This window comes from Actinomycetota bacterium (assembly GCA_040754375.1).
In the GTDB taxonomy this organism is placed as follows: Bacteria; Actinomycetota; Acidimicrobiia; order Acidimicrobiales; family AC-14; genus JBFMCT01.
Map to the genome: position 1 here is coordinate 1 of JBFMCT010000026.1, position 22803 is coordinate 22803.

General features: G+C 73.0%; 25 protein-coding genes. 5 read left to right on the forward strand and 20 right to left on the reverse strand.

Annotated elements, in window-relative coordinates; genetic code table 11:
- The first annotated feature begins 176 nt into the window (after positions 1-176).
- Positions 177-1250, forward strand: a complete 1074-nt coding sequence (locus AB1673_11520; GenBank protein MEW6154600.1) for a hypothetical protein — start codon at positions 177-179, stop codon at positions 1248-1250.
- Here the strand turns inward: AB1673_11520 and AB1673_11525 are convergent.
- The 11 genes from AB1673_11525 to AB1673_11575 all read right to left on the reverse strand — a co-directional run bounded on the left by AB1673_11525 (position 1203) and on the right by AB1673_11575 (position 11449).
- Positions 1203-1604, reverse strand: coding sequence for an NUDIX domain-containing protein (locus tag AB1673_11525; GenBank protein MEW6154601.1), 402 nt, complete (start codon positions 1602-1604; stop codon positions 1203-1205). The two genes, AB1673_11520 and AB1673_11525, sit on opposite strands and share 48 nt — an antisense overlap.
- Positions 1601-2089, reverse strand: coding sequence for a GNAT family N-acetyltransferase (locus AB1673_11530; GenBank protein ID MEW6154602.1), 489 nt, complete (start codon positions 2087-2089; stop codon positions 1601-1603). Before AB1673_11530 ends, AB1673_11525 begins: the two co-directional genes overlap by 4 nt.
- A 620-nt stretch (positions 2090-2709) precedes the next feature.
- Positions 2710-3168, reverse strand: coding sequence for a DUF4193 family protein (locus AB1673_11535; GenBank protein ID MEW6154603.1), 459 nt, complete (start codon positions 3166-3168; stop codon positions 2710-2712).
- Between the two features lie 430 nt (positions 3169-3598).
- Positions 3599-5206, reverse strand: a complete 1608-nt coding sequence (locus AB1673_11540; GenBank protein MEW6154604.1) for an FAD-dependent thymidylate synthase — start codon at positions 5204-5206, stop codon at positions 3599-3601.
- A gap of 13 nt (positions 5207-5219) precedes the next feature.
- Positions 5220-6407 (reverse strand): M20 family metallopeptidase, encoded by a 1188-nt coding sequence (locus AB1673_11545; GenBank protein MEW6154605.1) that lies wholly within the window; start codon positions 6405-6407, stop codon positions 5220-5222.
- A gap of 166 nt (positions 6408-6573) precedes the next feature.
- The gene (locus AB1673_11550; protein MEW6154606.1) at positions 6574-6729 is read right to left on the reverse strand and encodes a CsbD family protein; all 156 of its coding nucleotides are present in this window, start codon (positions 6727-6729) and stop codon (positions 6574-6576) included.
- Between the two features lie 82 nt (positions 6730-6811).
- Positions 6812-7417 carry a hypothetical protein gene (locus AB1673_11555; GenBank protein MEW6154607.1) on the reverse strand — a complete coding sequence of 202 codons (606 nt, stop codon included), beginning with the start codon at positions 7415-7417 and terminating at the stop codon, positions 6812-6814.
- Positions 7417-10071: a DEAD/DEAH box helicase gene (locus tag AB1673_11560; protein MEW6154608.1), complete on the reverse strand. Its 2655-nt coding sequence runs from the start codon at positions 10069-10071 to the stop codon at positions 7417-7419. Before AB1673_11560 ends, AB1673_11555 begins: the two co-directional genes overlap by 1 nt.
- Before the next feature lies 1 nt (position 10072).
- On the reverse strand, positions 10073-10816 hold the full coding sequence (tatC, locus tag AB1673_11565) for a twin-arginine translocase subunit TatC (GenBank protein ID MEW6154609.1): 744 nt from the start codon (positions 10814-10816) through the stop codon (positions 10073-10075).
- 27 nt (positions 10817-10843) lie between these two features.
- Positions 10844-11236, reverse strand: a complete 393-nt coding sequence (locus AB1673_11570) for a twin-arginine translocase TatA/TatE family subunit (GenBank protein ID MEW6154610.1) — start codon at positions 11234-11236, stop codon at positions 10844-10846.
- Positions 11237-11245: 9 nt separating this feature from the next.
- Positions 11246-11449 carry a hypothetical protein gene (locus AB1673_11575; GenBank protein ID MEW6154611.1) on the reverse strand — a complete coding sequence of 68 codons (204 nt, stop codon included), beginning with the start codon at positions 11447-11449 and terminating at the stop codon, positions 11246-11248.
- A 62-nt stretch (positions 11450-11511) separates the two neighbouring features.
- Here AB1673_11575 and AB1673_11580 point away from each other — a divergent pair, with 62 nt between their 5' ends.
- The gene (locus tag AB1673_11580; GenBank protein ID MEW6154612.1) at positions 11512-12219 is read left to right on the forward strand and encodes a glycerophosphodiester phosphodiesterase; all 708 of its coding nucleotides are present in this window, start codon (positions 11512-11514) and stop codon (positions 12217-12219) included.
- 22 nt (positions 12220-12241) lie between these two features.
- Here AB1673_11580 and lepB read toward each other — a convergent pair whose 3' ends face one another.
- From lepB to AB1673_11595, 3 genes are all read right to left on the reverse strand, one after another.
- Entirely contained in the window at positions 12242-12874 is a 633-nt protein-coding gene (gene lepB, locus AB1673_11585) for a signal peptidase I (GenBank protein MEW6154613.1), read from the reverse strand.
- A gap of 61 nt (positions 12875-12935) precedes the next feature.
- Positions 12936-13871, reverse strand: a complete 936-nt coding sequence (locus AB1673_11590) for a WYL domain-containing protein (protein MEW6154614.1) — start codon at positions 13869-13871, stop codon at positions 12936-12938.
- On the reverse strand, positions 13859-14782 hold the full coding sequence (locus tag AB1673_11595) for a WYL domain-containing protein (protein MEW6154615.1): 924 nt from the start codon (positions 14780-14782) through the stop codon (positions 13859-13861). The genes AB1673_11590 and AB1673_11595 overlap by 13 nt, the downstream gene beginning before the upstream one ends.
- Before the next feature lie 114 nt (positions 14783-14896).
- On the opposite strand from AB1673_11595, the gene AB1673_11600 reads away from it, so the two are divergent.
- Complete coding sequence (locus AB1673_11600) at positions 14897-15556, forward strand: HTH domain-containing protein (protein ID MEW6154616.1); 660 nt, start codon at positions 14897-14899, stop codon at positions 15554-15556.
- Positions 15557-15566: 10 nt separating this feature from the next.
- Positions 15567-16628 (forward strand): acyl-CoA dehydrogenase family protein, encoded by a 1062-nt coding sequence (locus tag AB1673_11605; protein ID MEW6154617.1) that lies wholly within the window; start codon positions 15567-15569, stop codon positions 16626-16628.
- On the opposite strand, the gene AB1673_11610 is transcribed toward AB1673_11605, so the two are convergent.
- Both AB1673_11610 and pafA read right to left on the reverse strand, forming a co-directional pair.
- Positions 16612-17610, reverse strand: a complete 999-nt coding sequence (locus AB1673_11610; protein MEW6154618.1) for a DUF3866 family protein — start codon at positions 17608-17610, stop codon at positions 16612-16614. The two genes, AB1673_11605 and AB1673_11610, sit on opposite strands and share 17 nt — an antisense overlap.
- Positions 17611-17624: 14 nt before the next feature.
- On the reverse strand, positions 17625-18983 hold the full coding sequence (gene pafA, locus AB1673_11615; protein ID MEW6154619.1) for a Pup--protein ligase: 1359 nt from the start codon (positions 18981-18983) through the stop codon (positions 17625-17627).
- Between the two features lie 25 nt (positions 18984-19008).
- Here pafA and AB1673_11620 point away from each other — a divergent pair, with 25 nt between their 5' ends.
- Complete coding sequence (locus tag AB1673_11620) at positions 19009-19329, forward strand: hypothetical protein (GenBank protein ID MEW6154620.1); 321 nt, start codon at positions 19009-19011, stop codon at positions 19327-19329.
- Positions 19330-19336: 7 nt separating this feature from the next.
- Here the strand turns inward: AB1673_11620 and AB1673_11625 are convergent, their stop codons facing one another.
- The 4 genes from AB1673_11625 to AB1673_11640 form a co-directional block, all read right to left on the reverse strand.
- Positions 19337-20140: an ABC transporter permease gene (locus AB1673_11625; protein ID MEW6154621.1), complete on the reverse strand. Its 804-nt coding sequence runs from the start codon at positions 20138-20140 to the stop codon at positions 19337-19339.
- A complete protein-coding gene (locus AB1673_11630) occupies positions 20140-20898 on the reverse strand; it encodes an ABC transporter permease (protein MEW6154622.1) in 759 nt (252 codons plus the stop codon). The genes AB1673_11625 and AB1673_11630 overlap by 1 nt, the downstream gene beginning before the upstream one ends.
- A 91-nt stretch (positions 20899-20989) precedes the next feature.
- Positions 20990-21814 (reverse strand): ABC transporter ATP-binding protein, encoded by an 825-nt coding sequence (locus AB1673_11635; protein ID MEW6154623.1) that lies wholly within the window; start codon positions 21812-21814, stop codon positions 20990-20992.
- Positions 21811-22773, reverse strand: coding sequence for an ABC transporter substrate-binding protein (locus AB1673_11640; protein MEW6154624.1), 963 nt, complete (start codon positions 22771-22773; stop codon positions 21811-21813). Before AB1673_11640 ends, AB1673_11635 begins: the two co-directional genes overlap by 4 nt.
- Positions 22774-22803: the final 30 nt, after the last annotated feature.

Below are 22803 nucleotides of genomic sequence, written 5' to 3' on the forward strand. Positions count from 1 at the left end.
GCGATAGGCGCACCGCCGACCGCCCCCCCCGAGGGAAGCGACCCGACGGTCCGCAGCCAGGCCGGGAGCGGGCGGCCGCCGGCCCCAACACGTCCCGGCCGAGGCCCAAGCGGCTGAACGCCGGACGAGCCCACCGTGAGGCTGTCCTGCAGAGCCTCGCCCCCGAGGAGCGGGCCGTGGCCGAGCAGGTGCTCCGAGGGGGCGTGCCCGCCGTGCGCCAGGCCGTCGAGGACCAGAACGCGACCGCCCGGGCGGCCGGTGGTCCCGAGGTCAAGGCCGGTCCCCTGGTCGCCCTGGCCGAGCAGCTCCTCCCCCGCCTGCGCTCAGCCGAGTGGCACGACCGGGCCGATGCGGCCGTGGCCGCCGGGCCCGACGTCGCCCTTCGCGACCTGCGGGCGCTGGTGGCGGGTTCCGACGCAGCCCGGGACGAGGAGGCACGAGCGTTGGCTGCCCGGTTGCGCCAGACGCTCGAGGAGCGCAGCGCAGCCGAGCGCCAGGCCTGGCTCACCGAGATCACCGATGCCCTAGACGGTGGTCGGGTCGTCCGCGCCCTGCGCACGAGCTGCCGCCCGCCCGAGCCCGGTGCCCGCTTCCCCGGTGAGCTGGCCGAGCGCCTGAGCGCGGCGGCGGCCGAGGCAATGGGCCCCGACGTGGCCCCCGACCGGTGGGCCGCCGTGCTGGAGGCGCTCACCACGTCGCCCGTGCGCCGTTCCGTCGAGCCCCGGGGCCTCCCGGCCGAGCCGCCCGCGGAGCTGCTCCATATGGTGCGCCAGGCGGCCGACCGGGTCCCCGGCCTGGCCCGCCTGCCAGGGGTGAACCTTGGCCCGCCGCCGACCATCGGCGCCCGGCGGCCGGGCCCCCCTCCCCGCCCACCCCGACCGGCCCGTCCCGGCCCACCGCCTCCTGCTTCTTCTGCGTCGACCATCTCCACGCCGGTCGGTGTGGCCCCTTCGTCGGCCCCCGCCCCGGGCACCGACCCAGCTCCGGAAGGCACGGCGGCTCCGGCGCGGCCCGCGGCCGGGACCGCCGAGGTCGCGCGTGCCCCGGAACGTGCGGGCGACCCCGAGAAGGAGACGGCGCCCGCCGGCACGGCCGTGCACCCCGAGCCCCCCGGCGACGCCGAGCCCCCGGCCAACGGCGTGTCGGCCGATGACAGGCGCCCGTCGGGCGGCGAAGGCGGCGAAGCCCACGGCCAGAGTCAGTCAGGTGATGACGGAGACGATGCCGTGCTCGTGGAGGAGCTCGGCTAGCCCTTCGGTGAGGCGGCGATGGAGTACCTCGTCGAGGGGCACCCACTCGGCCTCGGCGGCATCGCTCCCCGCTCGCGGTTGCCCGGGCTCGAGGACGGTGACCCGGAAGTCCAAGATCACGTAGTGGGACCCGGCTTCGATGCGCTCGACCCATCCCACCAGCCGGTCGCACACGCCTTCGACCCCCGTCTCCTCGGCCAGCTCCCTGACCACCGCCTCGGCCAGAGTCTCGCCCGCCTCGACCCGCCCGCCCGGCACCGACCAGTCGCCGGCCGCCGGGCCGTGGCCCCGCCGTACGAGGAGCAGGCGGTCGTCGTAGACCGCGATCGCCCCTACGCACAGCTGCGGTCTCATGGCTCGGGCCGGGCCTCGGCCTCCAGCGAGTGGTACATGACAAGCTTGCGGGCCGTGAAGCCCGACTCCTCGAAGAAGTTCTTCGTGGACCGGTGGCCGGGGAGGGCCATGGCGTCCATCCCTACGCACCCCTTCTGCCGGCACCAGGCGACCAGGTCCTCCATCATGGCCTCGCCCAGCCCGACCTCGCGGGCACCGGGGTCGACGTAGATGTCCTCGACGACTCCCAGCCGGGTGCCGTCGCCCAGTTCCTCCACCCGGGCGACCGCGTAACCGAGGGGCACGCCCGCGATGGTGCCCACCAGGGCCCGGGCGTCGTCGTCGGCCAAGTCCCGCCGCAGGGATTCCTCCAGGGGCTCGCGGCGGGCCTCACGCGCCCTCCAGATGGCCCCACCCCGCATGGGGGCCAGTTCGGCTATGGCGTCGCGTGCCAGCCGGGCGACGGCGGCGACGTCGGCGTCGGTCGCGGGCCGGGCTTCTTCCATTCCGGTAGCCAGGTCAGGGCGTGGCCCGGAGCTGGGCCACCCGCAGGAGGATGGTCTTGCGGCTCCGCGACCCCTCCTCGTAGGTCCGCACCGCCTCGAGCTCGTCGGCCGTCAAGCCGGGCAGCCGCTGGACCACCTGGGAGGCCGACAGGCTGTCGTAGCCTGGTATCGGGAGCTCGGAGGCCCCGGGAACGTCTTTGCCGCTCTCGGCTGTGCCTTCGCCGTGGCCCCCCCGCCGGCTCCCGCCGGGGCTGGGCCCGGGACGCGCCCTTGGAGCGTCGGGACGATCGGGGCCGTCGGCCGCTCCCGGCCGGCGACCCGGTGCCTGCCGGGGCCGGGGCCGGTGCCGTGCCCTCGGTGGTCGGGCGCTCGGGCGCCAGGAGGCTGCCCAGCGCGCTCTCGACCTGGCGGCGGCCCTGGGCCACGGCCATCTGGCCGACCATGCGGGCCAGGCTGGCCTGGGGGCCGAACTTGGCCCGGGCGTGGGAGGCCAGCTTCGGCACCTCCTCGCCGGCTCGTAGCACCAGCCCCAAAGGGGCGTAGAAGACCACGTCGAGCAGCCGGTCGAGGGGGCCGGGGCCGGAGCTCATGTCCGCCGGGCCCTCACCGGTGGGCGGGCCTCATACGCAGTCCCGGCACAGCATACGGGCCGGGTCGGCCAACTGGCTGGGGTGCTTGAGCAGGAAGCACGACTCGCAGCGGAACTCCCCGGGACGCTTCGGGAGGACTTTGGTGGACCCGTCGCCACGGTCATCTGCATCGGGGGCCTCGTCCTCGTCGTCGTCTTCGTCGACCGCCACCAAACGGTCCTTGAGGATGACATCTAGGCCGGCCTCGACGTCGTCGGGATCGAGCACGTCGTCTTCGTCGTCGTCGTCGTCATCGTCGTCCGCCGAGGCCGGCTCTCCGTCGCCGCCGTCCGCCTCTTCGTCTTCGTCGCTGTCGACATCGAGGGCGTCGTCGAGGTCTTCGATCTCGTCGTCGTCATCGAGCAGGTCGTCGTCGTCCAAACCCTCGAGATCGACCGCGTCAGGGTCATCAGGCTCGTCGGTCTCGTCGAAGTCGTCATCATCGGCCATGCAAGAAGGTCCTCACCCCGGCGCTCGGGGCCGGGAGTGTAGACGACCCTGGGAGTCGTCGGTGCCGCGCCCGGTCCCAGGCCCGCGGTCGGGCCCACTGGTCGGCAGGGAAGCCAGGGGACCGTTGGTGCCGTTCGTTAGCCCGCCGCCCTCCGTCTCGAAGAGAGCTGCGGGTTATTTGAACGTTGTCTACTTGGTCCCCCGTGCTCCCTGCCTTGCCCTTCCACCACCCCTTCGGGGCCGCCACTCGTTCGTGCGGCCCCGAAGCCCACGACCAGGTGTGGGGGCTTCAGGGACGGATGTACCTTCGCTGCTCGGTCGGCCCCTGTCAACTCGTTCGAGGGCTCTCGGCAACCCCCGTGACCAGCCACTTCGCGTAACGCCCCAGGTCAGGCAGGGCGCGTGGATTGGCTCGACAATCGGTTTAGAGTTAGCTCCCGGCAGCCGCCTGGCGACGCTTGGTAGCGGCCCTGCGCTCTCCCTCCAGGCGCTCCAGGCCGGCGTGGCTGTGGTCCACGAAACCCATGGCCGCGGCCACCGCCCGGTGCCCGGCCTGGTCGGCGATGAGCCGGTGCATCTCCTGGCAGACCCGCCGGTAGCCGGGGTGGCCCGCGGGCTGGGTCCGCAGCTCGAGCAGGTGGAGCGCCGACCGGGCGTTGATGTCGATGGCGTAGCGGGCCCGGAAGGCCAGGGCCACGGCGTAGGCGGCCTGGGACGGGAACCGGTCGGCCAATGCCCCGTGCAGGGCCGCCGAGCGGCCCAGGGCGTCCTCGAAGCGCTCGGCCACCCCGGCGGCCGTTATCTCCTCGGGAACCTCCCAGCCGTGGTCGGGGGCCAGCGGCTGCCACTGGATGGTCAGCATGCGGTGGCGCTGGAGGTCGCGGAAGGCCCCGTAGTCGCTGAGCACGTCGAAGCGGTAGGACACCGTCTCGAGGGCCCGCCCCGGCTTGTGGCGCCGGTTGGACCTCTCCCCCACCCAGGCGGCCAGCAGTTCCTCGCGCTCGGACGGGCTCAACCGGGCCACGATGGCGCGCAGCTGGGTGTCGGGGAGGTTGGAGTGGGGATAGAGGACGGCGGCCAGAAGCTTGTCCTCGGCGTCGGGGTCCCAGTCGACGAGGGTGACGGCCGGGGCCGGTTCGGGCTCCACCCCGGCGAGCAGGCGCCCCGCGACCTCGGCGGTGGCGGCCGCGGTGGACGCCAGGTAGGCCGTCCACGCTCCCCCCCGGTCAGGACGGTCGACCCGGGTGAGAAAGGAGGGGATGACCTTGCGCAGCTCGGCCAGCACGAGGTCGGCATAGGCCCGGGCCTCGGGCAGCGGGTGGGCCCGCATCCGCAGCACGAGGTGCTCGTAGGCCTGCCCGCTGCCGTAGATCCCCACGTTGGACAGCGAGGCAGCCGGGAGCAGGCCCCGCAGCGAGTCGAAGGCCTTGGCCCGGATGGCCCGGCGGTACACCAGGTCGGGGTCGCCGGCCTCGCGGGGGTGGCGCTCGCGGAACCACTCGACCATCACCGGGAGCAGTTCGGCGTAGGTCTCGAACATGAAGTCGAGGTCGGCCACATAGCGGGTGCCCAGCGGAGAGGAGAGCACCTCGGGCGGCCGGTGGTAGCGGTAACGCCCTCCCAGGCGGGTGTCGTAGGCCAGGTAGCGGGTCGACTGCTCCAGGTAGGACATCAGCCGACCCCACTCCAGCACCTTGGTGAGCAGGTTGGAGGCCTGCTCGCAAGCCAGGTGCACGCCGCCCAGCTGGGCCACCGAGTCGTCGCCGTACTCGAAGAAGACCCGCTGGTAGAGCTCCTCGGCCCGCTGGAGGCCGACGGTGGCGTCGACCGATGCGTCCCCGGTGGTGTCCAGCTCGCCCACGAACTCGTCGAGGAACAGCCGGCGCAGGCTCTTGTGGGTACGCGAGTAGCGGGCGAACAGGGCCCCTTTGACCACCTCGGGCAGGTTGACCAGGGCGAAGACGGGCCCGTCGAGGTTGGTCACGTAACGCCGGAGGACATCCGCCTCCTCCTCGGTCCACTCCTCCTCTACGTACATCGCGCAGGGGAGACTACGGCCCAGGGGCGAACGCAGCGCGGATGTCGGCCGCCGCCCCCGGCCGCACCCACACGTCGACGGCTGTCATGGCCATGGCCGCGGCCCCGTCGAGCACGGCCTGGCGGGCTTCGGGCGTGGCCCCCGCCCAGCGGGCGAACTCCTCGGTGTGCAGGGCCACGCCCGGCGGGGCCACGGCCACCAAGGGGTGGACCGAAGGGACGGCCAGGCTCACGTTGCCCATGTCGGTGCTCACGGTCACCCTGCGGTCGGCCCCCGGCCCGGGGTCGGGCACCGGCCGCCCCAGGGACTCGCTGTTGGCCTGGTACATCTCGACCATCGGCCGGTTGGTACGTAGCTCGGAATACTCCGGGCAGGTCGGGGTGATCTCGATCTCGCAGCCCGCGGCCACCGCCCCGGCCTGCAGGCAGGCCCGCACCCGGCCCTTGAGGGCGGCCAGGCCGGCCAGGGTGGGCGAACGCACATACCACTCGGCCACGGTGTGGGACGGGACGATGTTGGGCTTGTCCCCGGCCTTGGTGAAGACGCCGTGCACCCGCTCGCGCGGCCCGATGTGCTGGCGCAGGGCGGCCACCGCGTTGTAGCCGAGCACGGCCGCGTCGAGGGCGTTGCGCCCCTGCTCGGGGGACGCGGCCGCGTGGGCGCCGACACCCCGGTAGTCGACCCGCCACGATGCGATGGCGATCACGTCTGCCTCGGACACGTCGACGGCCGCCGGGTGGACCATCATGGCCGCGTCGACCCCCTCGAAGGCTCCCGCTTCCAGGAGCTTGACCTTGCCCCCGCCCCCCTCCTCGGCGGGCGTGCCCAGGACCACGAGACGGCCTCCGGCCTCGGCCGCTACGGCAGCAGCCGCCAAGCCGGCACCCAGGCCGGCGGCCGCTATCAGGTTGTGCCCGCACCCGTGGCCGATGCCCGGCAGGGCGTCGTACTCGCACAGCACGGCCACCAGCGGGCCGTGGCCGTTGCCGGCGCGGGCCGCGAACGCGGTGGGCACACCGTAGGCCCCTCGCTCGACCTCGAGGCCGGCCGCCTCCAGTTCGGAGGCCAGGAGCCCGGCCGCGAAGTGCTCCTCGTAGAGCAGTTCGGGCCGGGCGTGGACCTGGGCGGCGATCTCCTGGAGCCGCCCGTCGAGGCGCTCGACCTCGGAGCGGACGCGCTGTTTGGCCGTCTCCAGGTCCACCCCGCGAGCCTAAAGGACGCGGGGGGTCGGCTAGGAGGCTGGTGTCCTTCGCGTTCGGCGCTGCGCGCCGAGGCAACCGACCTACACCCCCACCAGCACCTTTGCGATACCGCCGAGCCGCGAACTGGGCGGTCGGCCGCCGAAGGAGGGTCTAGACACCACCCTCCTAGTCGCCCTTCAGCTTGTCCCCGATCTTGTCGACGGCGTCCTTGACCTTGCCCTTGCCCTGGTCGAGCTTGCCCTCACGCTTGAGATCGTCGTCGTCAGTCAGGTCGCCGGCCGCTTCTTTCATCCGGCCCTTGGCTTCGTCGTAGCTGCTCATGGTGCCTCCTGGGACGTCTGGGACTGGTCCCTCGGTGGTACCCACCGGCCCAGTCCCCGGAAACCCGCCCGTCAACCCGCCCTCAGGCCACGACGACCAAGGCGTCGGGCAGGGCTCTCACTTCAATCACCGTGGCCCGGCCCACGGGTACGCCGTCGAGGCGCACAGGCAGCGGCCGGGCCAGCTCGGTCCGGTGGGCGGCCGTGCGGCGCTCGCGGATGGCCGGGTGGGGCAGGTGGGCGCCGTGGTGGAGCCGGGCCCGCACGGCCGCCAACTGGCCCAAGGGGAGGCGGGCGTCGTAGGTGTCGAGCAGGCCGTCGTTGGGGTGGGCGCGCGGCCCCAGGTTCCAGTCGCCCAGCCACTGGGCGTTCATGGCCACCAAGGCCCTGGTCCACAGGCGGTTACGGGCCACCAGGTGGGCCACGAACAGGTATGGCCGGCCGTCGAGCACGGCCTCGCCCACGTCGAGCGTGAACCGGGTGCCCGCCCCCGCCTCGAGCCGGTCCCCGCCCCCGCCCAGGGTGTGGCACAGGTCGCCGCCGAGCAGGCCCAGGGGGGGGAAGGGCCGGCCCCCGGCCCGGGCCTCCTCCAGCACCGAACGGGCCTCGCCGTCGGAGGCCACCAGGCGGGTGCCGGGGGGTAGGGCGTCGACCGGCTCGCCCCAAGGCTGGCCCTTGGCGATGGGCATCAGGGGCCGACGACCGACGAGGCCGACACCACGCCCCGGAACAGGCGGTCGGCCGCCTCCCGGGCCGCCTTGGCCGTCGCCGGTTCGGGGGCCACGTCGCCCAGCTGGCGCAGCAGGTCGATGAGCTGCTTGACGTTGCGCACGAAGTCGCCGCCGGTGATCTCCTCGTCGGCGATGACCTCGGCCAGGCCCTCTCCGGCGGCCCAGCCGTAAGCCGCCGCGAAGAAGCCAGGGTCGGGTGGACGGGTGAGGGGCAGGCCGGCTTCGTCCTCGGCCTGGTTGAGGTCACGGGCCAGTTTCTCCAGTTCGGCCCACCGCCGCTTGACCCGGGCCGAGGGGAACCATGGGGCGGGGCGGGCGGCCGATGCCGCCGGGCCGCGGGTCTCGTAGGTGAAGGCCGACGCCAGGGCGGCCACAGCCGCCGGGTCCAGGCCGTCGAACAGGCCGGCTCGCACGGCCTCGGCCACCAGCAGGTCACACTCGTGGTAGATGCGGGTCAGCAGTTCGCCGCCGGCCGTGAGCGACCACTCGTCGACATAGCCGAACGCCCCCATGACCCGTAGCACCCGGTCGAACTGGCGGGCGATCGACTCCGTCCGCCCCGCGATGGTGCGCTCCAGGCGGCGGATGTCCTTCTCCATGCGCTCGGCCCGTTCCAGCGCACGCACGTGGCGGCGGCGGTCGGGGCAGGTGTGGACGGGGTGGTTGACGGGGCCGGCCGGCCCTGCTTCGGGACCGGCCCGGCCCCGGCGCCGGTCACGGTTGCGGGCGGCCGTGACGGGCCGGCGGGCGGGCCGCAACCGGGCCCGGACGAGGGCGTCGGCCACCTTGCGCTGGAACCCCGGGTTCCGCGGGGCGTAGGGCGTGGGCAGGCTGACCCGGCCGACAACGGCCGGTGGGACGGGGAAGTCCCGGGCCGACAGCGTGAGGTAGCGGCGGTCGGCGCCCACCGCCCCCAGGCGCACGTCGCCCCCCTTGCGGTGACTGACCGACACGACCACGGCCGGCCCGCCCGACTTGCCGCCCTCGACTACGACAACGTCGCCCAGGCGCACCTCGTCGAGCGTCCCGGCCTTGGCGAGGGGTGCGGGGCGGGCCTCCCCCGCTGCCGCCCGCACCAGGTCGCGGTAGGTGGCCACGTCTCCTAGTTCGCACTCGGCGTCACGGCGGAACCCGGCCAGCGAGCGCTCCGACCGTTCCAGCTCGGCCTCCAGGCGGACGACGTCGCGGTCGGCCCGGTACTGGGCGAAGGACAGGTTGAGCAGGTGGTGGGCGGCCTCGGGCGGGTAGCGCCTGACCAGGTTGGCGGCCATGTTGTAGGTCGGGCGGAACGACGAGGTCAGCGTGTAGGTACGGGTCGAGGCCAGCCCGGCCACCTGGTCGAAGGGGACGAACGGCGACCACAGGACCACGGCGTTGCCCTCGGGGTCGATCCCTCGCCTCCCGGCCCGGCCCGTGAGCTGGGTGTACTCGCCGGGGGTCAGGAACTCGTGGCGCTCGCCGGTGAACTTCGAGAGCTTCTCGATGACCACCGACCGGGCCGGCATGTTGATCCCCAGGGCGAGCGTCTCGGTGGCGAACACGACCTTGACCAGCCCGGCCGAGAAGGCGGCCTCGACGGCCTCCTTGAACGGGGGCACCATGCCCGCGTGGTGCGCCGCGAACCCCGCCTGCAGGCCCGCCAGCCAGCTCCCGTAGCCCAGGACGGCCAGGTCGTCGTCGCTGAGCATGTCCGCCTTGGCCTCGGCGATGGCCCCGATCGCCTCCCGTTCCTCGGGGGACGTGAGGCGCAGCCCGAAATCGAGGCACTGGCGCACGGCGTCGTCGCACGCCTGGCGGCTGAAGATGAAATAGATGGCGGGCAGCATGGCCTCGTCGTCGAGGCGCTCGACGACATCGGCCCTGGTGGGCGTGTGCAGGCGGCCGCGGGGCCGCGAGCGCCAGCGGTCGCCGCCCGCCCGGCCGCCCCGCACCGAGCTGGCGTCGAGGCGGACGGCTTCGGGGTTAGGCCGCTCGTCGACGAAGGTGGGCAGCAGGTGCAGGCGTTCGGACTCCCGGTCGCCGACCAGGTAAAGCTGGTTGAGCACGACCGGGCGCTTCTCCTCGATCACGGCCGCCGTCGGGCCTCGGACAGTGGCTATCCAGTCGGCCAGCTCCTCGGCGTTCGACACGGTGGCCGACAGGGCCACCAGGCCGACGTCGGGGGGCGAGTGGATGATCACCTCCTCCCACACCGACCCGCGGTAGGCGTTGCCCAGGTAGTGGACCTCGTCGAGCACCACGTAACGCAGCCCGTCGAGGGTGGGCGAGGCCGCGTAGAGCATGTTGCGCAGCACCTCGGTGGTCATCACCACCACCGAGGCCTCGCCCGAGATCGAGTTGTCGCCGGTGAGCAGGCCCACCCGCCCGGGGCCGTGGCGGCGCACCAGGTCCCCGTACTTCTGGTTGGAGAGGGCCTTCAGGGGTGTGGTGTAGAACGCCTTGCCGCCCTCGGCCAGGGCCTTGGCCACGGCGTACTCGGCCACCACCGTCTTGCCCGAGCCTGTGGGGGCGGCCACCAGCACCGACTCCCCCCGGTCGAGGGCGTCGAGGGCTTCGGCCTGGAAGGGGTCGAGGCCGAACGGGTAGGCGGCCGCGAACTCGGCGCGGTCCATGTCAGCGCTTGAGGATCCTGCCTATGACGATGGAGGCCTCGTAGAACAGGTACATGGGCCCGGCCATGAGGAACAGGGTGTACGGGTCCTGGCTGGGCGTGATCAGGGCGGCCAAGGCGACGATTATCACGATCACCGGTCGCCGCCAGCTCCGCAGCTTGCGGCTGGAGACCACCCGGGCGAGCTGGAGGAACACCAGCAGGACCGGGAACTCGAAAGCCACCCCGAAACCCACGATCATCTGGAGCAGTAGCCCGAGGTACTTCGAGGGGCTGAAGAAGGCGTCGAGGTTCTCGCCGCCGATCCCGATGAGGAAGCGCAGGGCCTGGGGGAAGCTGAAGATGGCCAGGGCCGCCCCCAGCAGGAACAGCAGGATCGAAGCGACGATGAACGGGATGGCGTACTTCTTCTCCCGCTTGTGCAGGCCCGGGGTGATGAAGCGCCAGATCTGCCACAGCACGACCGGCGAGGCCAGGACCAACCCCCCGAAGGCCGCCACCTTGAGCCGGGTAGTGAACCCTTCGAGAGGATCGGTGATCAGGAGCTGGGTGCGGCCCGTGAGGTCGGTGTAGGGCCCGATGAGAAAGTCGAGGATGCGGTTGTAGGCCATGAAGGCCACGACGGTGCCCAGCACCGTGGCGATGACCGAGATGATGAGCCGGCGGCGCAGCTCGGTGAGGTGCTCGACGAGCGACATGCGCTCACCGAGGTCGGCCTCGTCTGAATCACCCAGGAACGTGGCCACGGCCGGCCTCCCTCGGGGCGGTCCGGCCTAGGGCCGGGGCCCGTCGTCGGTCGTCGGGTCGGGCGCGACCGCGGGCGCGCCCGAGTCCTGGGCGCGCTCGGCGCCCTCGTGGGCCTGGGCAGGCGGCTCGGGGGTCGGTGTTGGAGGGGATGGTTCGGGTTCCGTGACAGGCGGCCCGTCGGAGGGAAGGGGTTGGTAGTCGGTGTACGAGGGCGGGGCCGTGCCCGGACGGGCCTGCGACTCGGCCTCGGCGTCGAAGGCCTGCTTGACCTCCGAGCGCATGTCGGAGGTGAACCGGCGGATCTCCGAGAGGGTCTTGCCCACCTGCCGCCCGGCCTGGGGCAGCTTGGCGGGCCCGAGGACGATCAGGGCCACGATGACGATCACCAGGATCTCCGCCGGGCCGAGCGAGGACGGCATGGCCCCAGCTTACTGCCGGCGCTTCTCCTCCATGGTCTCGGCCAGCTGGCTCATGTCGCCCGCCAGCCTCTGCAGGCGGGGGCCCATGTCACCCAGCTCGGCCAGGCCCTGGCGGACCTCGGCCATGGCCGCGTTCAGGCGGAAGAAGGCCCGCAGCAGGAAATAGACCCCGACGACGAGGACGACGGCGGGGATCAGCCAGAGCGCTTCCATGTCCACGATGGTAGCCCCCTGGCAGGCTTGCGGGCGGGGTTACAGTCGCCGGCGTCGAGCCCATGCGTCGTCCACCCATCGCGTTCGCCCATCGAGGGGGCCGGGCCCACCGCCCCGAGAACACCGTCGAGGCCTTCAGCCACGCCCTGGCCCTGGGGGCCACCGGGCTGGAGACCGACGCCTGGACGACGGCCGACGGCCACGTGGTGCTCGACCACGACGGCCTGGCCCGCCGGGGCCTGCGCCGCCGACGCATCGCCGAGGTGCGCCGTGACGAACTGGCCCCGTCGGTGCCGACCCTGGCCGAGCTGTACGAGACGTGTGGGACGGCCTTCGACCTCTCGGTCGACATCCGTGACCCCCAGACGGCCCCAGCGACCGTGGAGGTGGCCCGGGCCGCCGGGCCGGCCGCCCCCAAGCGCCTGTGGCTGTGCCATCCCGACCATCGCCAGCTGGCCGAGTGGCGGGCGTCGTTCCCCGACGTGCGGCTGGTCAACAGCACGCGCGTGCGGGACGTCAAAGAGGGGATGGAGCGCCGGGCCGCGGAGCTGGCGGCCACGGGTATCGATGCCGTGAACCTGCACGTCACCGAGTGGTCGGGCGGGCTGGTGGCCCTGTTCCATCGCTTCGAGCGCCTGGCCTTCGGGTGGGACGCCCAGTACGAGCGCCAGGTGCGTGACCTGGCCCGGATGGGGACGGACGGGATCTACGGCGACGACGTCGAGCGGCTGGTGGCCGTCCTCGGGCTGGGCCCCGGCCGGGCCGGCTGACCGGCGGGGGCTGAGATCACGTTCAGAACAGGCGGATCTTGTTGAGCGGCCAGACCCGCACGAACGCCTTGCCGATTATCAGGTCCTCGTCGACGGCGCCGAAGAAGCGGCTGTCCTTGGAGTTCCCCCGGTTGTCACCCATCACCCAGTAGTGCCCGGGCGGGACCGTCTGCGGCTCCAGCGGGCCGGTGGTGATGCCGTCGCCCAGGTAAGGCTCGTCGATGACCTGGCCGTCGACCAGGACCTGGCCGTCACGGGCCTCGACCGTCTCCCCGGGCAGGCCGACGACCCGCTTGATGAGGTCCTTCACCTCGCCGGGCGCCTGGTCGGGGCCGCGGAAGACGATCAGGTCCCCCCGGTCGACGTCCCCGAACCGGTAGGAAAGCTTGTTGACCAGCACCCGGTCCTGCTCCTGGAGGGTGGGGAGCATGGACCCCGAGGGGATGTAGAAGGCCTGCACCAGGAACGTCTTGACCAGGAAGGCCACCAGCAGAGCGCCCACGATGATGGCCGCCCACTCGGCCAGGTTGCGCATCCCCGAGACGTGGCGCTTCTCCTTGCCCTGGGGGGGAAGGGGGGGCAGGGCGCCGCCGGCCGGCTCGGCCGGCGGGGGGACGCGGGGAGGGGGGGTCGGCCAGGGCCCGGGCTGGCTCATCTGGAGGGCAGGCTACCCGTAGCCCGGCGCCTGTGGCGTTCGGCGCACCGCCGAGGCTCGCTCAGGGCCGGTAGCGGGCCAGGAGCCGGCAGGCGGCTGTCCGGCCGGTGCCCACCTCGCCCTCGACCACCCGGGCGTCGGGCCCCAGGCGCAGCAGCAGACGCTCCAACCACGCCCGCTCGCTGACCGCGATGGTGGCCCGGGCGCGGCCATCGGCCATCTCCTCGACCTTCTCGACCGGGTACTGGTCGACCACCCACCGGGCCGAGGCCGAGAGCTCCACGACCACCCGGGGGTCGTCGGGCCGGGGGCTGAACAGGTCGGGTTGGACGGGGCCCTCGGGCGCGTCGAAGCCGGTCTCGAGGGCCGAGGCGGCGCGGACCCGGTCGACCCGGAAGAGGCGCTGGTCGCCAGCCGAGTGGCAGAAGCCGGACACGTACCACTGGCCGGCGGCCGAGAAGACCGAGTAGGGGTCGATCGTCCGGGTGCTCCAGCCGTCGCGCCCGAAGCTGTAGTAATCGATCTCGACCTGGCGGCGGCCGGCGGTCGCCTCTGTCAGCGTGGCCATGACCTCGGCGGCCGCCGGAGCCAGGTCGACAGCGACCGCCTCGGTCCCGCCCACACCCAGGGCGCCGGCCAGCTTGGCCAGGCCTCGGGCCAGCGGCCCTTCGCTCTCCGCGGCCGGGCTGGCCAGCATGGCCTGGCCGGCGGCCAGGAGGGCCAGTCCCTCGGCGGGCGTCAGGCGCAAGGGCCGGGCGAAGTAGTCGGCGTAGCGGATCCACACCCGGCCGTCGGCGATGTCGACATCGATCAGCGTGTCGGGGGTGTAAGGGTGAAGGCCGCACAGGAACAGCAGGTTGACGTCGTCGGCCAGCTCCTGCTCGGTGCACCCGAAGCGGGCGCACACCTCGCTGACCAGCGGCCCGTCGTGGGCCGCGACCCACGGCACCAGGGCCAGGAGGCGGTGCAGCCGGGCGTCGGCGCTCAGCCGCGACACATCGCCTCCAGCCACCCGACCATGTCGTCGCGCAGTTCGGCCGGCCCCAGCAACTCGGCATGGTCGAGGAACCCGAGGACGAACGACCGGAAGGCGGCCCGGTTGGACACCTCCATCTGGAGGACGACAGCCCCGCCGGGCCGATGTTCGACGACGGCCTCGGGGCCGACGTGGCCCACGGCCCACACCGCCTGTTCGGCGTCGACCAGCAGCCGGGCGGTCACCACCGCCTCGGTGCCCAGCTCCCACGGGGCGGCCGGGGCGGCCACCTCGGCCGGCGGAGCACCGGCACTGGCGGGGGCCGAGAGCTCCAGCGGGGCCTCGACCCGGTCGAGGCGGTAGGACCGTTGCTCACCTGCGTCGCGGTCGAGAGCGGACAGGTACCAGTGCCCGTTGCGGAACGACAGCCGGTGGGGGTCGACGTTACGGGGCCGTCCCCGGTAGCCGAAGGTCACCGCCCGGCGGGCGGAGATGGCCCCGAAGAGAGGGGCCAGCAGGGCGGCACCGGGCAGGGCGGCCACCGCCGGGCCGGGCCCGGGACCGGCGCCCGCCACCTCGCCCCCCAGCTTCCACAGGGCCTCGACACCGTTGGCCACGTCCATGTGCACGGTGGAGGCGGCCAGGTGCAGGGCCGCCAGCTCGTCCTCCGCCAGGCCCGGGTCGGGCAGGTAGTAGGCCTCCTTGGGTACCCGGTAACCGTCGACCGGCGGGTCGGTGCCGGGCACGGGCTCCACGCTCACGGGGATGCCCAGCTCGCGCAGGGTCTCCTTGTCGCGCTCGAAGGCCCGGCGGAAGGACGCCTTCTCGTCGGGGTAACCCGGCACCCGGCGGCGCAGCTCGCGGGCGCTGAGGGGCTGGTCGGCGGCCAGCAGGGCGGCGACCAGGTTGATGAGCCGCTCGAGCCGGTTCACGAGGCCACCGTAGCCAGGTGCGGCGCCCGTGCCGGCGACGGCCACGAGCACGAGGACAGGTCCGGTGGCGGGGCGTGACCGGGGGCCGGCGGGGCCGGGTAACCTTTCGCGTTGGTGACCACCCGGCGAGAGCTCCTGCTCCTGCTTCGTACCCGCCCGGGCATCACGGTGCACGAGCTGGCCGACGAGCTCTCTCTGAGCGAGGTGGCCGTGCGCCGGCATCTCGACGTGCTCGCGGCCCAGCAGGTGGCCGAGCAGGTGACGGCGGCCAAGCCGGCCGTCGGAGCAGGACGGCGGGCGTCGGGCTGGCGCCTGTCGCGGGCTGGCCTGGAGCTGTTCCCCCGCCGCTACGACGCCCTGGCCCTCGAGGTCCTCGAGGACCTGGAGGAGGAGGCCGGCCCCGAGCTCGTGGAAGCGGTGTTCGCCCGGCGCACCGACAAGCTGGCCGCCCAGTACGAGGCCGCCCTCGACGGGGTATCGGGGACGCGCGAGAGGGTGCGGGCCATCGCCGCCCTGCGTGACCAGGGTGGCTACCTCACCGCGTGCCGCAACGGGGAGGGGGCCGACGGCGAGGTCCTGCTCGTGGAGAACAACTGCGCCGTTCACCGCGTGGCCGAGGGCCACCCGGTCGTTTGTTCCATGGAACTGGTCCTCTTCCGGCGGGTACTGGGGCCCGACGTGGAGGTCACCCGGGTGTCGCACACCATGGCCGGCGACCCGGTGTGCTGCTACAGGATCGCGCCCCGCCCCGCGGAGGACGGCGACCGTAGCTGACGTCCACGACGTGCTGGCTCCGGGCCCGGGCGGGCCGCCGGGGCCGGGAGACGACCGGTCCGAGGCGGCGGTGGCCGCCGCGCGGGCGATGGCGGCGGTCGTCCTGCGCCCGGCGGCCGAGGCCACCGACCAGGCCGACGACGTCCCCCCGTCGCACCTGCGGGCGCTGGCCGAGGCCGGCCTGTACGGCGTGCAGTGCCCCGGGCACGGGGTGAGCGCGGCTGCCGCCCGGGAGGTGTTCGAGGTGCTGGCTGGGGCGTGCGGGGCCACGTTCTTCCTGTGGGTGCAGCACCACGCTCCGGTGCGCCTGCTGGCGGCCTCGCCCAACGGTGAGCTGGCCGGCCGGTGGCTCCCCCGCCTGTGCTCAGGCGAGGTGTACGGGGGCGTGGCCTACGCCCACCTACGCAGGCCCGGCCCACCCGCGGTGGTGGCCTCCCCCCGCCCGGGCGGAGGCTGGTCGCTCACCGGGGAGGCCCCGTGGGCCACCGGGTGGGGGTCGGTCGGGGCCATGGCAGTGGCCGCCCGGGCCGGGGAACGGGTGCTCTTCGTCATGGTCGAGGCCGGCGAGAGCGCCTACCTGCGACCTTCGGCCCCCCTGCGCCTGCTGGCCATGACCGCGACCCGTACCGTGAGCCTGACCCTGCGCGAGCTCGAGGTGGGGCCCGAGGACGTCATCTGCGACGTGGCCTTCGAGGACTGGCTGGCTCAGGACCGGGTGATGACGGCCCGCCCCAACCCGGCCGTCTTCGGGGTGGCGGCGGCCGCCACCGGCCTGCTGGCCGACCGCGACCGAGGCGCGGCCCGCGCCCTCGAACAGGAGCGGCTGGACTGCCGGGGCCAGGCCGAGGCTGCCGATCCCGCAGACATCGACCGGCTCGTCGGCCTGCGGGCCTGGTCGCTCGACATCGCCCAGCGGGCGGCCCACGCCTTGGTGGTGGCCACCGGGGGGCGGGCAATGGCCCTCGACCACCCAGCCCAGCGACTGGTACGCGAGGTCACCTTCTACGCCATCGTGGCCCAGACCGGGCCGCTGCGCCGGGCTGTGCTCGACCGGCTCACCCGGGGGCCCTGACCCGGCTGGCCAGCACCCCGGCGGCCGCCGCCCAGCGGAAGAAGTCCGGGTCGTCGGACGGGTGACGGCCCATCGATTCCACGTCCAGCTCGACCGGGGGCAGGACAACCGGGACCACGTGGTGGCGCTCGGGCTGGAGGTCCTCGGGCACGGGCTGGCCCGCGGGGTGGGCCACCCACACGGGCCACTGGCTCAGGGCCAGGACCGTGGCCGTGTGGTGGCTCAGGCCCCGGTGGCGGGGGCGGGGGTCGGCACCCGACCAGCGCACGGCCACGATGGGCAGGCCCCCCAGGCGGGTCACGGCGTCGATGGTGCCCAAGGCGTCGAGGCTGCCGAAGCCGAGGGCCGTCCCCGTACCCACCGTCCCCGGCCCCGGCCCTACCACCACGGCATCGGCCTGCGCCCGACGTGCGGCGACGGCCAGGGCGGTGTGCGCGTTGACCGCCTCGTAGTCACCGCCGAAGGCCTGCCCGGAGGTGACGGTGGCGGCCAGCACCCCCCGCTGGCGAAGGCCGGCGACCAGGTCGGACAGGGCCAGGGGCAGGGCGGCCGAGTCGGTCATGACGTAGACCAGCCGCCGTCCGGGGGCGGTGGCCGCGTAGGCGGCCGCCACCACGCCCACCTGGCTATGTAGGTCGCACACGATGACTGGTACCCCGATAGGCCCGCTCAGGTCGCCGTCGTGCTCCTCAGCCACGCCCACGTCGGTCTGCAGGGACGTGTAGCGCAGCTTCATGACGTGTCCGCCACCGGGGGCGCCCCACGCCTCGCGCTCGAGGTTCCAGTGCACAACGTGCCATCCTCCGGTACCCAGTCCCAGGTCGACGGCCGTGGTGTTGACCACTACCCGGTCGCCCACAGCCACCGGCCCGATCAGCCCGGTGAGCACGTAGGCCCGTCCGCCGCCGTCGAGCCCGACCCGCTGGAGGCCGGGCCGCTCGGAGATGAGTACCGCCACGGTGGCGGTCGCGAAGCCGGGCACCGTCTGCCAGGGCGCTAGAGGCTGGCGATGAGCTTCTCGACCCGCTCGTCGTGGGACTTGAAGGGGTCCTTGCACAGCACGGTGCGCTGGGCCTGGTCGTTGAGCTTGAGGTGGACCCAGTCGACCGTGTAGTCGCGCTTGCGCTCCTTGGCCTTGCGGATGAACTCCCCCCGCAGCCTGGCCCTGGTCGTCTGCGGAGGAGTGTTCACGGCCTTGTCGATGGCCGCGTCGGTCACCACCCGTTCGAGCAGGCCGTGCTCCTGCATGCGGTAATAGAGGCCCCGGCGTCGGTTCACGTCGTGGTACTGGAGGTCGAGAAGGGCGACCTTGGGGCTGCTGAGGGTCAGTCCGTGGCGCTCCCGGTAGGCCTCGACCAGGCGGTGCTTGATGACCCAGTCACACTCGCGGTCGAGCGAGAGCGGGTCGACCTCCAGTTTGGTGAGGCAGTGCTCCCACATCTTGAGGGCCTGCTCCTCCAGCGGGGACAGGCCCCGGGTCTCGGAGTAGCGCTTGGCCCGGGCCAGGTACTCCTGCTGGACCTGGATGGCGGTGAGCTCCCGCCCGTTCTCCAGGCGCACCTTGCGCGTGCACGTGATGTCGTGGCTGATCTCGCGGATGGCCCGGATGGGGTTGTCCAGGGTCATGTCCCGCATGACCACCGACGGGTCCTCCAGCATTCGTAGCAGGATCGACGTGGCCCCCACCTTGAGGAAGGTGGCGTACTCGCTCATGTTGGAGTCACCCACGATCACGTGCAGCCGCCGGTAGCGCTCGGCATCGGCGTGGGGCTCGTCGCGGGTGTTGATGATGGGCCGGCTGCGGGTGGTGGCCGACGAGACGCCCTCCCAGATGTGCTCGGCCCGCTGGCTGATGCAGAAGGTGGCCCCCCGGGCGGTATTGAGCACCTTGCCGGCCCCGGCGTACACCTGGCGGGTGACGAAGAACGGGATCAGCACCTCGGCGTAATGGCCGAAGTCGTCGCGCCGGCTGGTGAGGTAGTTCTCGTGGCAGCCATAGGAGTTGCCGGCCGAGTCGGTGTTGTTCTTGAACAGGTAGACGATCCCCCGGATCCCCTCCTCCCGCAGGCGCTGCTCGGCGCTCGACAGGAGGCCTTCGAGGATCCTCTCCCCGGCCTTGTCGTGGGCCACCAGGTCCTCGATCGAGTCGCACTCGGGGGTGGCGTACTCGGGGTGGCTGCCCACGTCGAGGTAGAGGCGGGCACCGTTCTCGAGGAACACGTTGCTGCTGCGGCCCCACGACACGACCCGCCGGAACAGGTAGCGGGCCACCTCGTCGGGGCTGAGACGGCGCTGGCCGCGGAGGGTGCAGGTGACCCCGTACTCGTTCTCCAGGCCGAAGATGCGCCTCTCCATGGACGTCACGCTACCGTTGGTCCCGATGGAAGGAGCCCGGATGGTGCGGTTGACGACCGTGGCCCATCCGTTCCACGCCCGCGTCATCGCCGCCCGGGTCGGTTGTGAGGGCATCGTGACCGAGCTCCGGGGGGCGGTCGAGGGGCCCTACCCCATGGGCGACATCGACGTGTACGTCAACGAGATCGACCTCCCAGTGGCCACCGAGCTCCTGTTGGCCGACGAGGTCGAGTCGGCCTTCGACGACGGGGACGACGACCCCCCCGAGGGCCCGCCCCACGAACTGTGGATCGTTCTCTGCGCCCTCTTCCTGCTGGCCGCCCTGCTCTTCTTCCGCCAGTTCTGAGCTCCCCTCAGCGTGGGGGGTGATGGCGGAAGAGGCGGGCCTCCAGGGCCGATACCAGGCCGCTGACGGCCAAGCTGAACAGCCCGGCCATCAGGATGAGGCCGTAGACCTGGCCGGCCAGGTAGCTGCGCTGGGCCACGGCCATCAGGGCCCCGATGCCGCCCACCCGGGTCAGGATCTCCACCAGCAGGGTGATCACCAGGGCGACGGGCGCGGCCACCCGCACCCCCACGAAGATCCACGGGGCGAGGGCCGGCAGCAACACCTTGCGGGCCGTGTCGAGGCGGCTCAGGTGGAGGGACCGGGCCGTGTCGACGAGTACTGGGTCGATGCCCCGGATACCCGCCCGGGTGTTGAGCAGGACCGACCAGACGGCTGCGAACGTGACCACGGCTACCTTCATCTGCTGGTCGAAGCCCAACAGCAGGGCGGCAATGGGCACGACGGCCGCGGGCGGGATGGCCCGCAGGAACTCGAAGGTCGGCCCCAGCGCCCGGTCGGCGGCCTTCGAGGTCCCGACGGCGACGCCCAGAGCCGTGCCCAGCACGGCGGCCACGGCCAGTCCGGTCCCGAAGGTCACCAGGGTCTCGCCCGCCGCCGGGACCAGCGCCCCGCTACGCCCCAGGTCCGCGAGCCCCGCCAACCACTGCGACGGCGTGGGGAAATAGGGGGACGAGGGGTCCCCGGCGACCTGCCACACGGCCAGGGCGGCGGCCAGGGGGACCAACCCCCGCAGTGGCGGGAACCCGCCCCGGCCCCGTCCATCCCTGGGCGCCGGCCCCGGGCGGGCCACGGTAGCGACGGCGTCCACTACGCCCGTTCCCGGGGACCGGCCGACAGATGGGGAACGAGGCGGCCGGCAGCGGCCCCCAGGGCGGCATTGAGGGCGATCCCGGCCAGCCCGATGGTGGTCACGTAAGCGAACATCTGCTCGGGTTGGAGGGCATGCTGGGCGCGGACGAGCGCGTTACCCAGTCCCCGGGGGTTGCCGATCATCTCGGCTACCACCGCCAACACCAGGGCCAGGGACATGGCCAGGCGCAGGCCCACGACGATCGACGGCATGGCCGCGGGCAGGACCACCTTGCGTACCGTCTCCAACCGACCGAGGCGGAGGGACCGGGCCACGTCGCCCAACTCCCGGGGCACGGACCGGACGCCTTCGATGGTGTTGACCAGCACGGTCCACGCGGCCACGTAGACGACCAGGGTCAGCTCCATCCGCAGCGAGAAGCCGAAGGCCAGCAGGGCCACCGGGACCAGGGTGATGGGCGGGACGGCCCTGACGACCTCGATGCTGGCCATCGACCAGCGCCACGCGCCCCTCGACAGGCCGAGCCACAGGCCCAGGGCCACCCCGAACACGGCCGCCACGGTCCAGCCCACCAGGGTCGACCGCAGCGTGTGCAGGGTGTGCCCGGCCAGGTCCCCCGAGGCGGCCAGGGGCCCGACGGCGCGGGCGATGGCCGACGGTGCGGGCAGGTACTGGTAGTCGAGCGCCCCGGTACGCACGACCAGTTCCCACCCGCCGGCCAGGGCGGCCATGGTGGCCAGCCCGACGACGTTCACGCGGGCCCGAACGGCAAACCCGCGCGGGAACCGTGGGCGTTTCGCCCACGGTGCCCGCGCGGGTTTCGTGGGGTTGACCCGTCCCCCCCGGCTAACCATCTCGGCCCACGATGCGGTCGTAGACGAGGCGGCGCAGGCGCAGGAACTCGGGGTGTTCCCTGGTGGTGAGCTGGTGGCGGGGCCGGGGCAGGTCGACGGCGATGTCGTCGACGACCCGGCCCGGCGGCCCGCCCAGGACCACCACCCGGTCGCTCAGGTAGACGGCCTCGTCGATCTCGTGGGTGACGAACACGATGGTGGGCCGGGCCTGGTGGTGGACGGCCAGGAGCTGGTCCTGTAGGGACGCCTTGGTCATGGCGTCCAGCGCCCCGAAGGGCTCGTCCATGAGCAGGACGACCGACCGCATGGCCAGCGCCCGGGCCAGCTGTACCCGTTGCTGCATGCCGCCCGACAGCCGCCAGGGGTAGTCCTGGGCCCGGTCCTCGAGGCCGACCGTGGCCAGGGCCTCGCCCACCCGCCGCCTGAGCTCGGCCTTGGCCACCCGGCCCTCGATGCCGAGCGCGACGTTGCGCTCGACGGTGCGCCAGGGGAGCAGCGATGCCGCGTAGTTCTGGAAGACGAAGACCGCCCCCTCCGGAGGCCCGTCGACCGGGGCCCCCCGCATACGCACGACCGATCCCGGGGTGGGCTGCAACAGGCCGGCCAGCACCCGGAGCAGGGTCGTCTTGCCGGTCCCGGACCGGCCCATCACAGAGACGAGCTCACCTTCGTGCAGCTGGGTGGTGATCCCTTCGAGGACCTGCCGAGGGCCGTCGCTGGACTCCAAGTCGACACCCAAGTCAGTGCACTCGCACGCCGGGGGGCGCCGGCCCGCGCCGGGCCCCCCGGTGTCGGCCGCGGTCAGCAGCGCGTTCATGAGGCCAGCACGAGCTTGGCCGGGTCGACGGTGCCGCCGAACTGGCCGATGTCCTTGAGCACGGTGACCCACGTGGCCAGGTCGCGCGCCCTCACTTCGAAGTCGTAGGTGGGCAGGGGCACCGAGGCGGCCACCGGCGCGGGCATGCCGGTGTAGCCCTGGAGGACCTGGCGGGCGTCGGCCGGGTTCTGCTCGATGAACCGCTGCGCCTCCCGGAGGGAGGCGACGAACCGTCCGATGGCGTCGGTGTTGGCCCGGGCCCATGTCCCCTGGGCGATCCAGAAGTTGGTGGCCAGCGGGTCGGCGATCTGGGAGAAGGGGTCCCCGATGGACACAAACCCGTCGCGCTTGAGCTGGCTGGCGAACGGCTCCAGGGCCTGAACCGCGTCCACGCGGCCCGCCTTGAGCTGGTCGGGAAGGTTGGGCGAAGGGACCTCCACGCCCCCGATCGACGACGGGTCGACGCCGGTCTTCTTGGCCCAGAACTGGACTCCGGCGTGGATGACGCCGCTGAGGGTGGGGCTCCCGATGGTCTTGCCCCGCAGGCCCGTGACATCGACGATGCCCGAGTCGGCGCTCACGATGACCTGGACGAACGGGTTGGCCGCACTGCTCACCGTGTTGCCGGCCACCTGGACCACGTCGATCCCGGCCCCGCCCGCCCGAATGAGGTCGGTGGCCGTACCCAGGGCGATGTCGAACTGGCGGCCCAAGGTGGCGGGGACCTCGGAGATGTTGGCCGCCTGCTCCAGGGTGACCTCCAGGTTGTTGCGGGCGAAGATGCCCTGGACGTGGGCCACGTGCAGGGGCAGCACGGTCGTGGCCGGCACATAGGCCACCCGCAGCGCGGTCGGCCCAGCGGCGGTGGTGGGCGTGATGTCGGGGGCCTGGGCACTGCCGGTGCCTCCCCCGCCGCCGCAGGCCGTCGCCACCATCCCGAGCACGGCCACCGCGGCCATCGCCCGGGCTGGGCGCCCCGCCCGCCGGCT

Excerpts from the sequence above, each read along its gene's own strand:
- AB1673_11580 (MEW6154612.1), top strand. The coding sequence starts at position 11,512 with ATGCGTCGTCCACCCATCGCGTTCGCCCATCGAGGGGGCCGGGCCCAC.
- AB1673_11620 (MEW6154620.1), top strand. The coding sequence starts at position 19,009 with ATGGAAGGAGCCCGGATGGTGCGGTTGACGACCGTGGCCCATCCGTTC.
- AB1673_11640 (MEW6154624.1), bottom strand. The coding sequence starts at position 22,773 with ATGGCCGCGGTGGCCGTGCTCGGGATGGTGGCGACGGCCTGCGGCGGC.
- lepB (MEW6154613.1), bottom strand. The coding sequence starts at position 12,874 with ATGAGCCAGCCCGGGCCCTGGCCGACCCCCCCTCCCCGCGTCCCCCCG.
- AB1673_11570 (MEW6154610.1), bottom strand. The coding sequence starts at position 11,236 with ATGCCGTCCTCGCTCGGCCCGGCGGAGATCCTGGTGATCGTCATCGTG.
- AB1673_11550 (MEW6154606.1), bottom strand. The coding sequence starts at position 6,729 with ATGAGCAGCTACGACGAAGCCAAGGGCCGGATGAAAGAAGCGGCCGGC.
- AB1673_11530 (MEW6154602.1), bottom strand. The coding sequence starts at position 2,089 with ATGGAAGAAGCCCGGCCCGCGACCGACGCCGACGTCGCCGCCGTCGCC.
- AB1673_11555 (MEW6154607.1), bottom strand. The coding sequence starts at position 7,417 with ATGCCCATCGCCAAGGGCCAGCCTTGGGGCGAGCCGGTCGACGCCCTA.
- AB1673_11525 (MEW6154601.1), bottom strand. The coding sequence starts at position 1,604 with ATGAGACCGCAGCTGTGCGTAGGGGCGATCGCGGTCTACGACGACCGC.
- AB1673_11540 (MEW6154604.1), bottom strand. The coding sequence starts at position 5,206 with ATGTACGTAGAGGAGGAGTGGACCGAGGAGGAGGCGGATGTCCTCCGG.
- AB1673_11535 (MEW6154603.1), bottom strand. The coding sequence starts at position 3,168 with ATGGCCGATGATGACGACTTCGACGAGACCGACGAGCCTGATGACCCT.
- AB1673_11560 (MEW6154608.1), bottom strand. The coding sequence starts at position 10,071 with ATGGACCGCGCCGAGTTCGCGGCCGCCTACCCGTTCGGCCTCGACCCC.
- AB1673_11635 (MEW6154623.1), bottom strand. The coding sequence starts at position 21,814 with ATGAACGCGCTGCTGACCGCGGCCGACACCGGGGGGCCCGGCGCGGGC.
- AB1673_11575 (MEW6154611.1), bottom strand. The coding sequence starts at position 11,449 with ATGGAAGCGCTCTGGCTGATCCCCGCCGTCGTCCTCGTCGTCGGGGTC.
- pafA (MEW6154619.1), bottom strand. The coding sequence starts at position 18,983 with ATGGAGAGGCGCATCTTCGGCCTGGAGAACGAGTACGGGGTCACCTGC.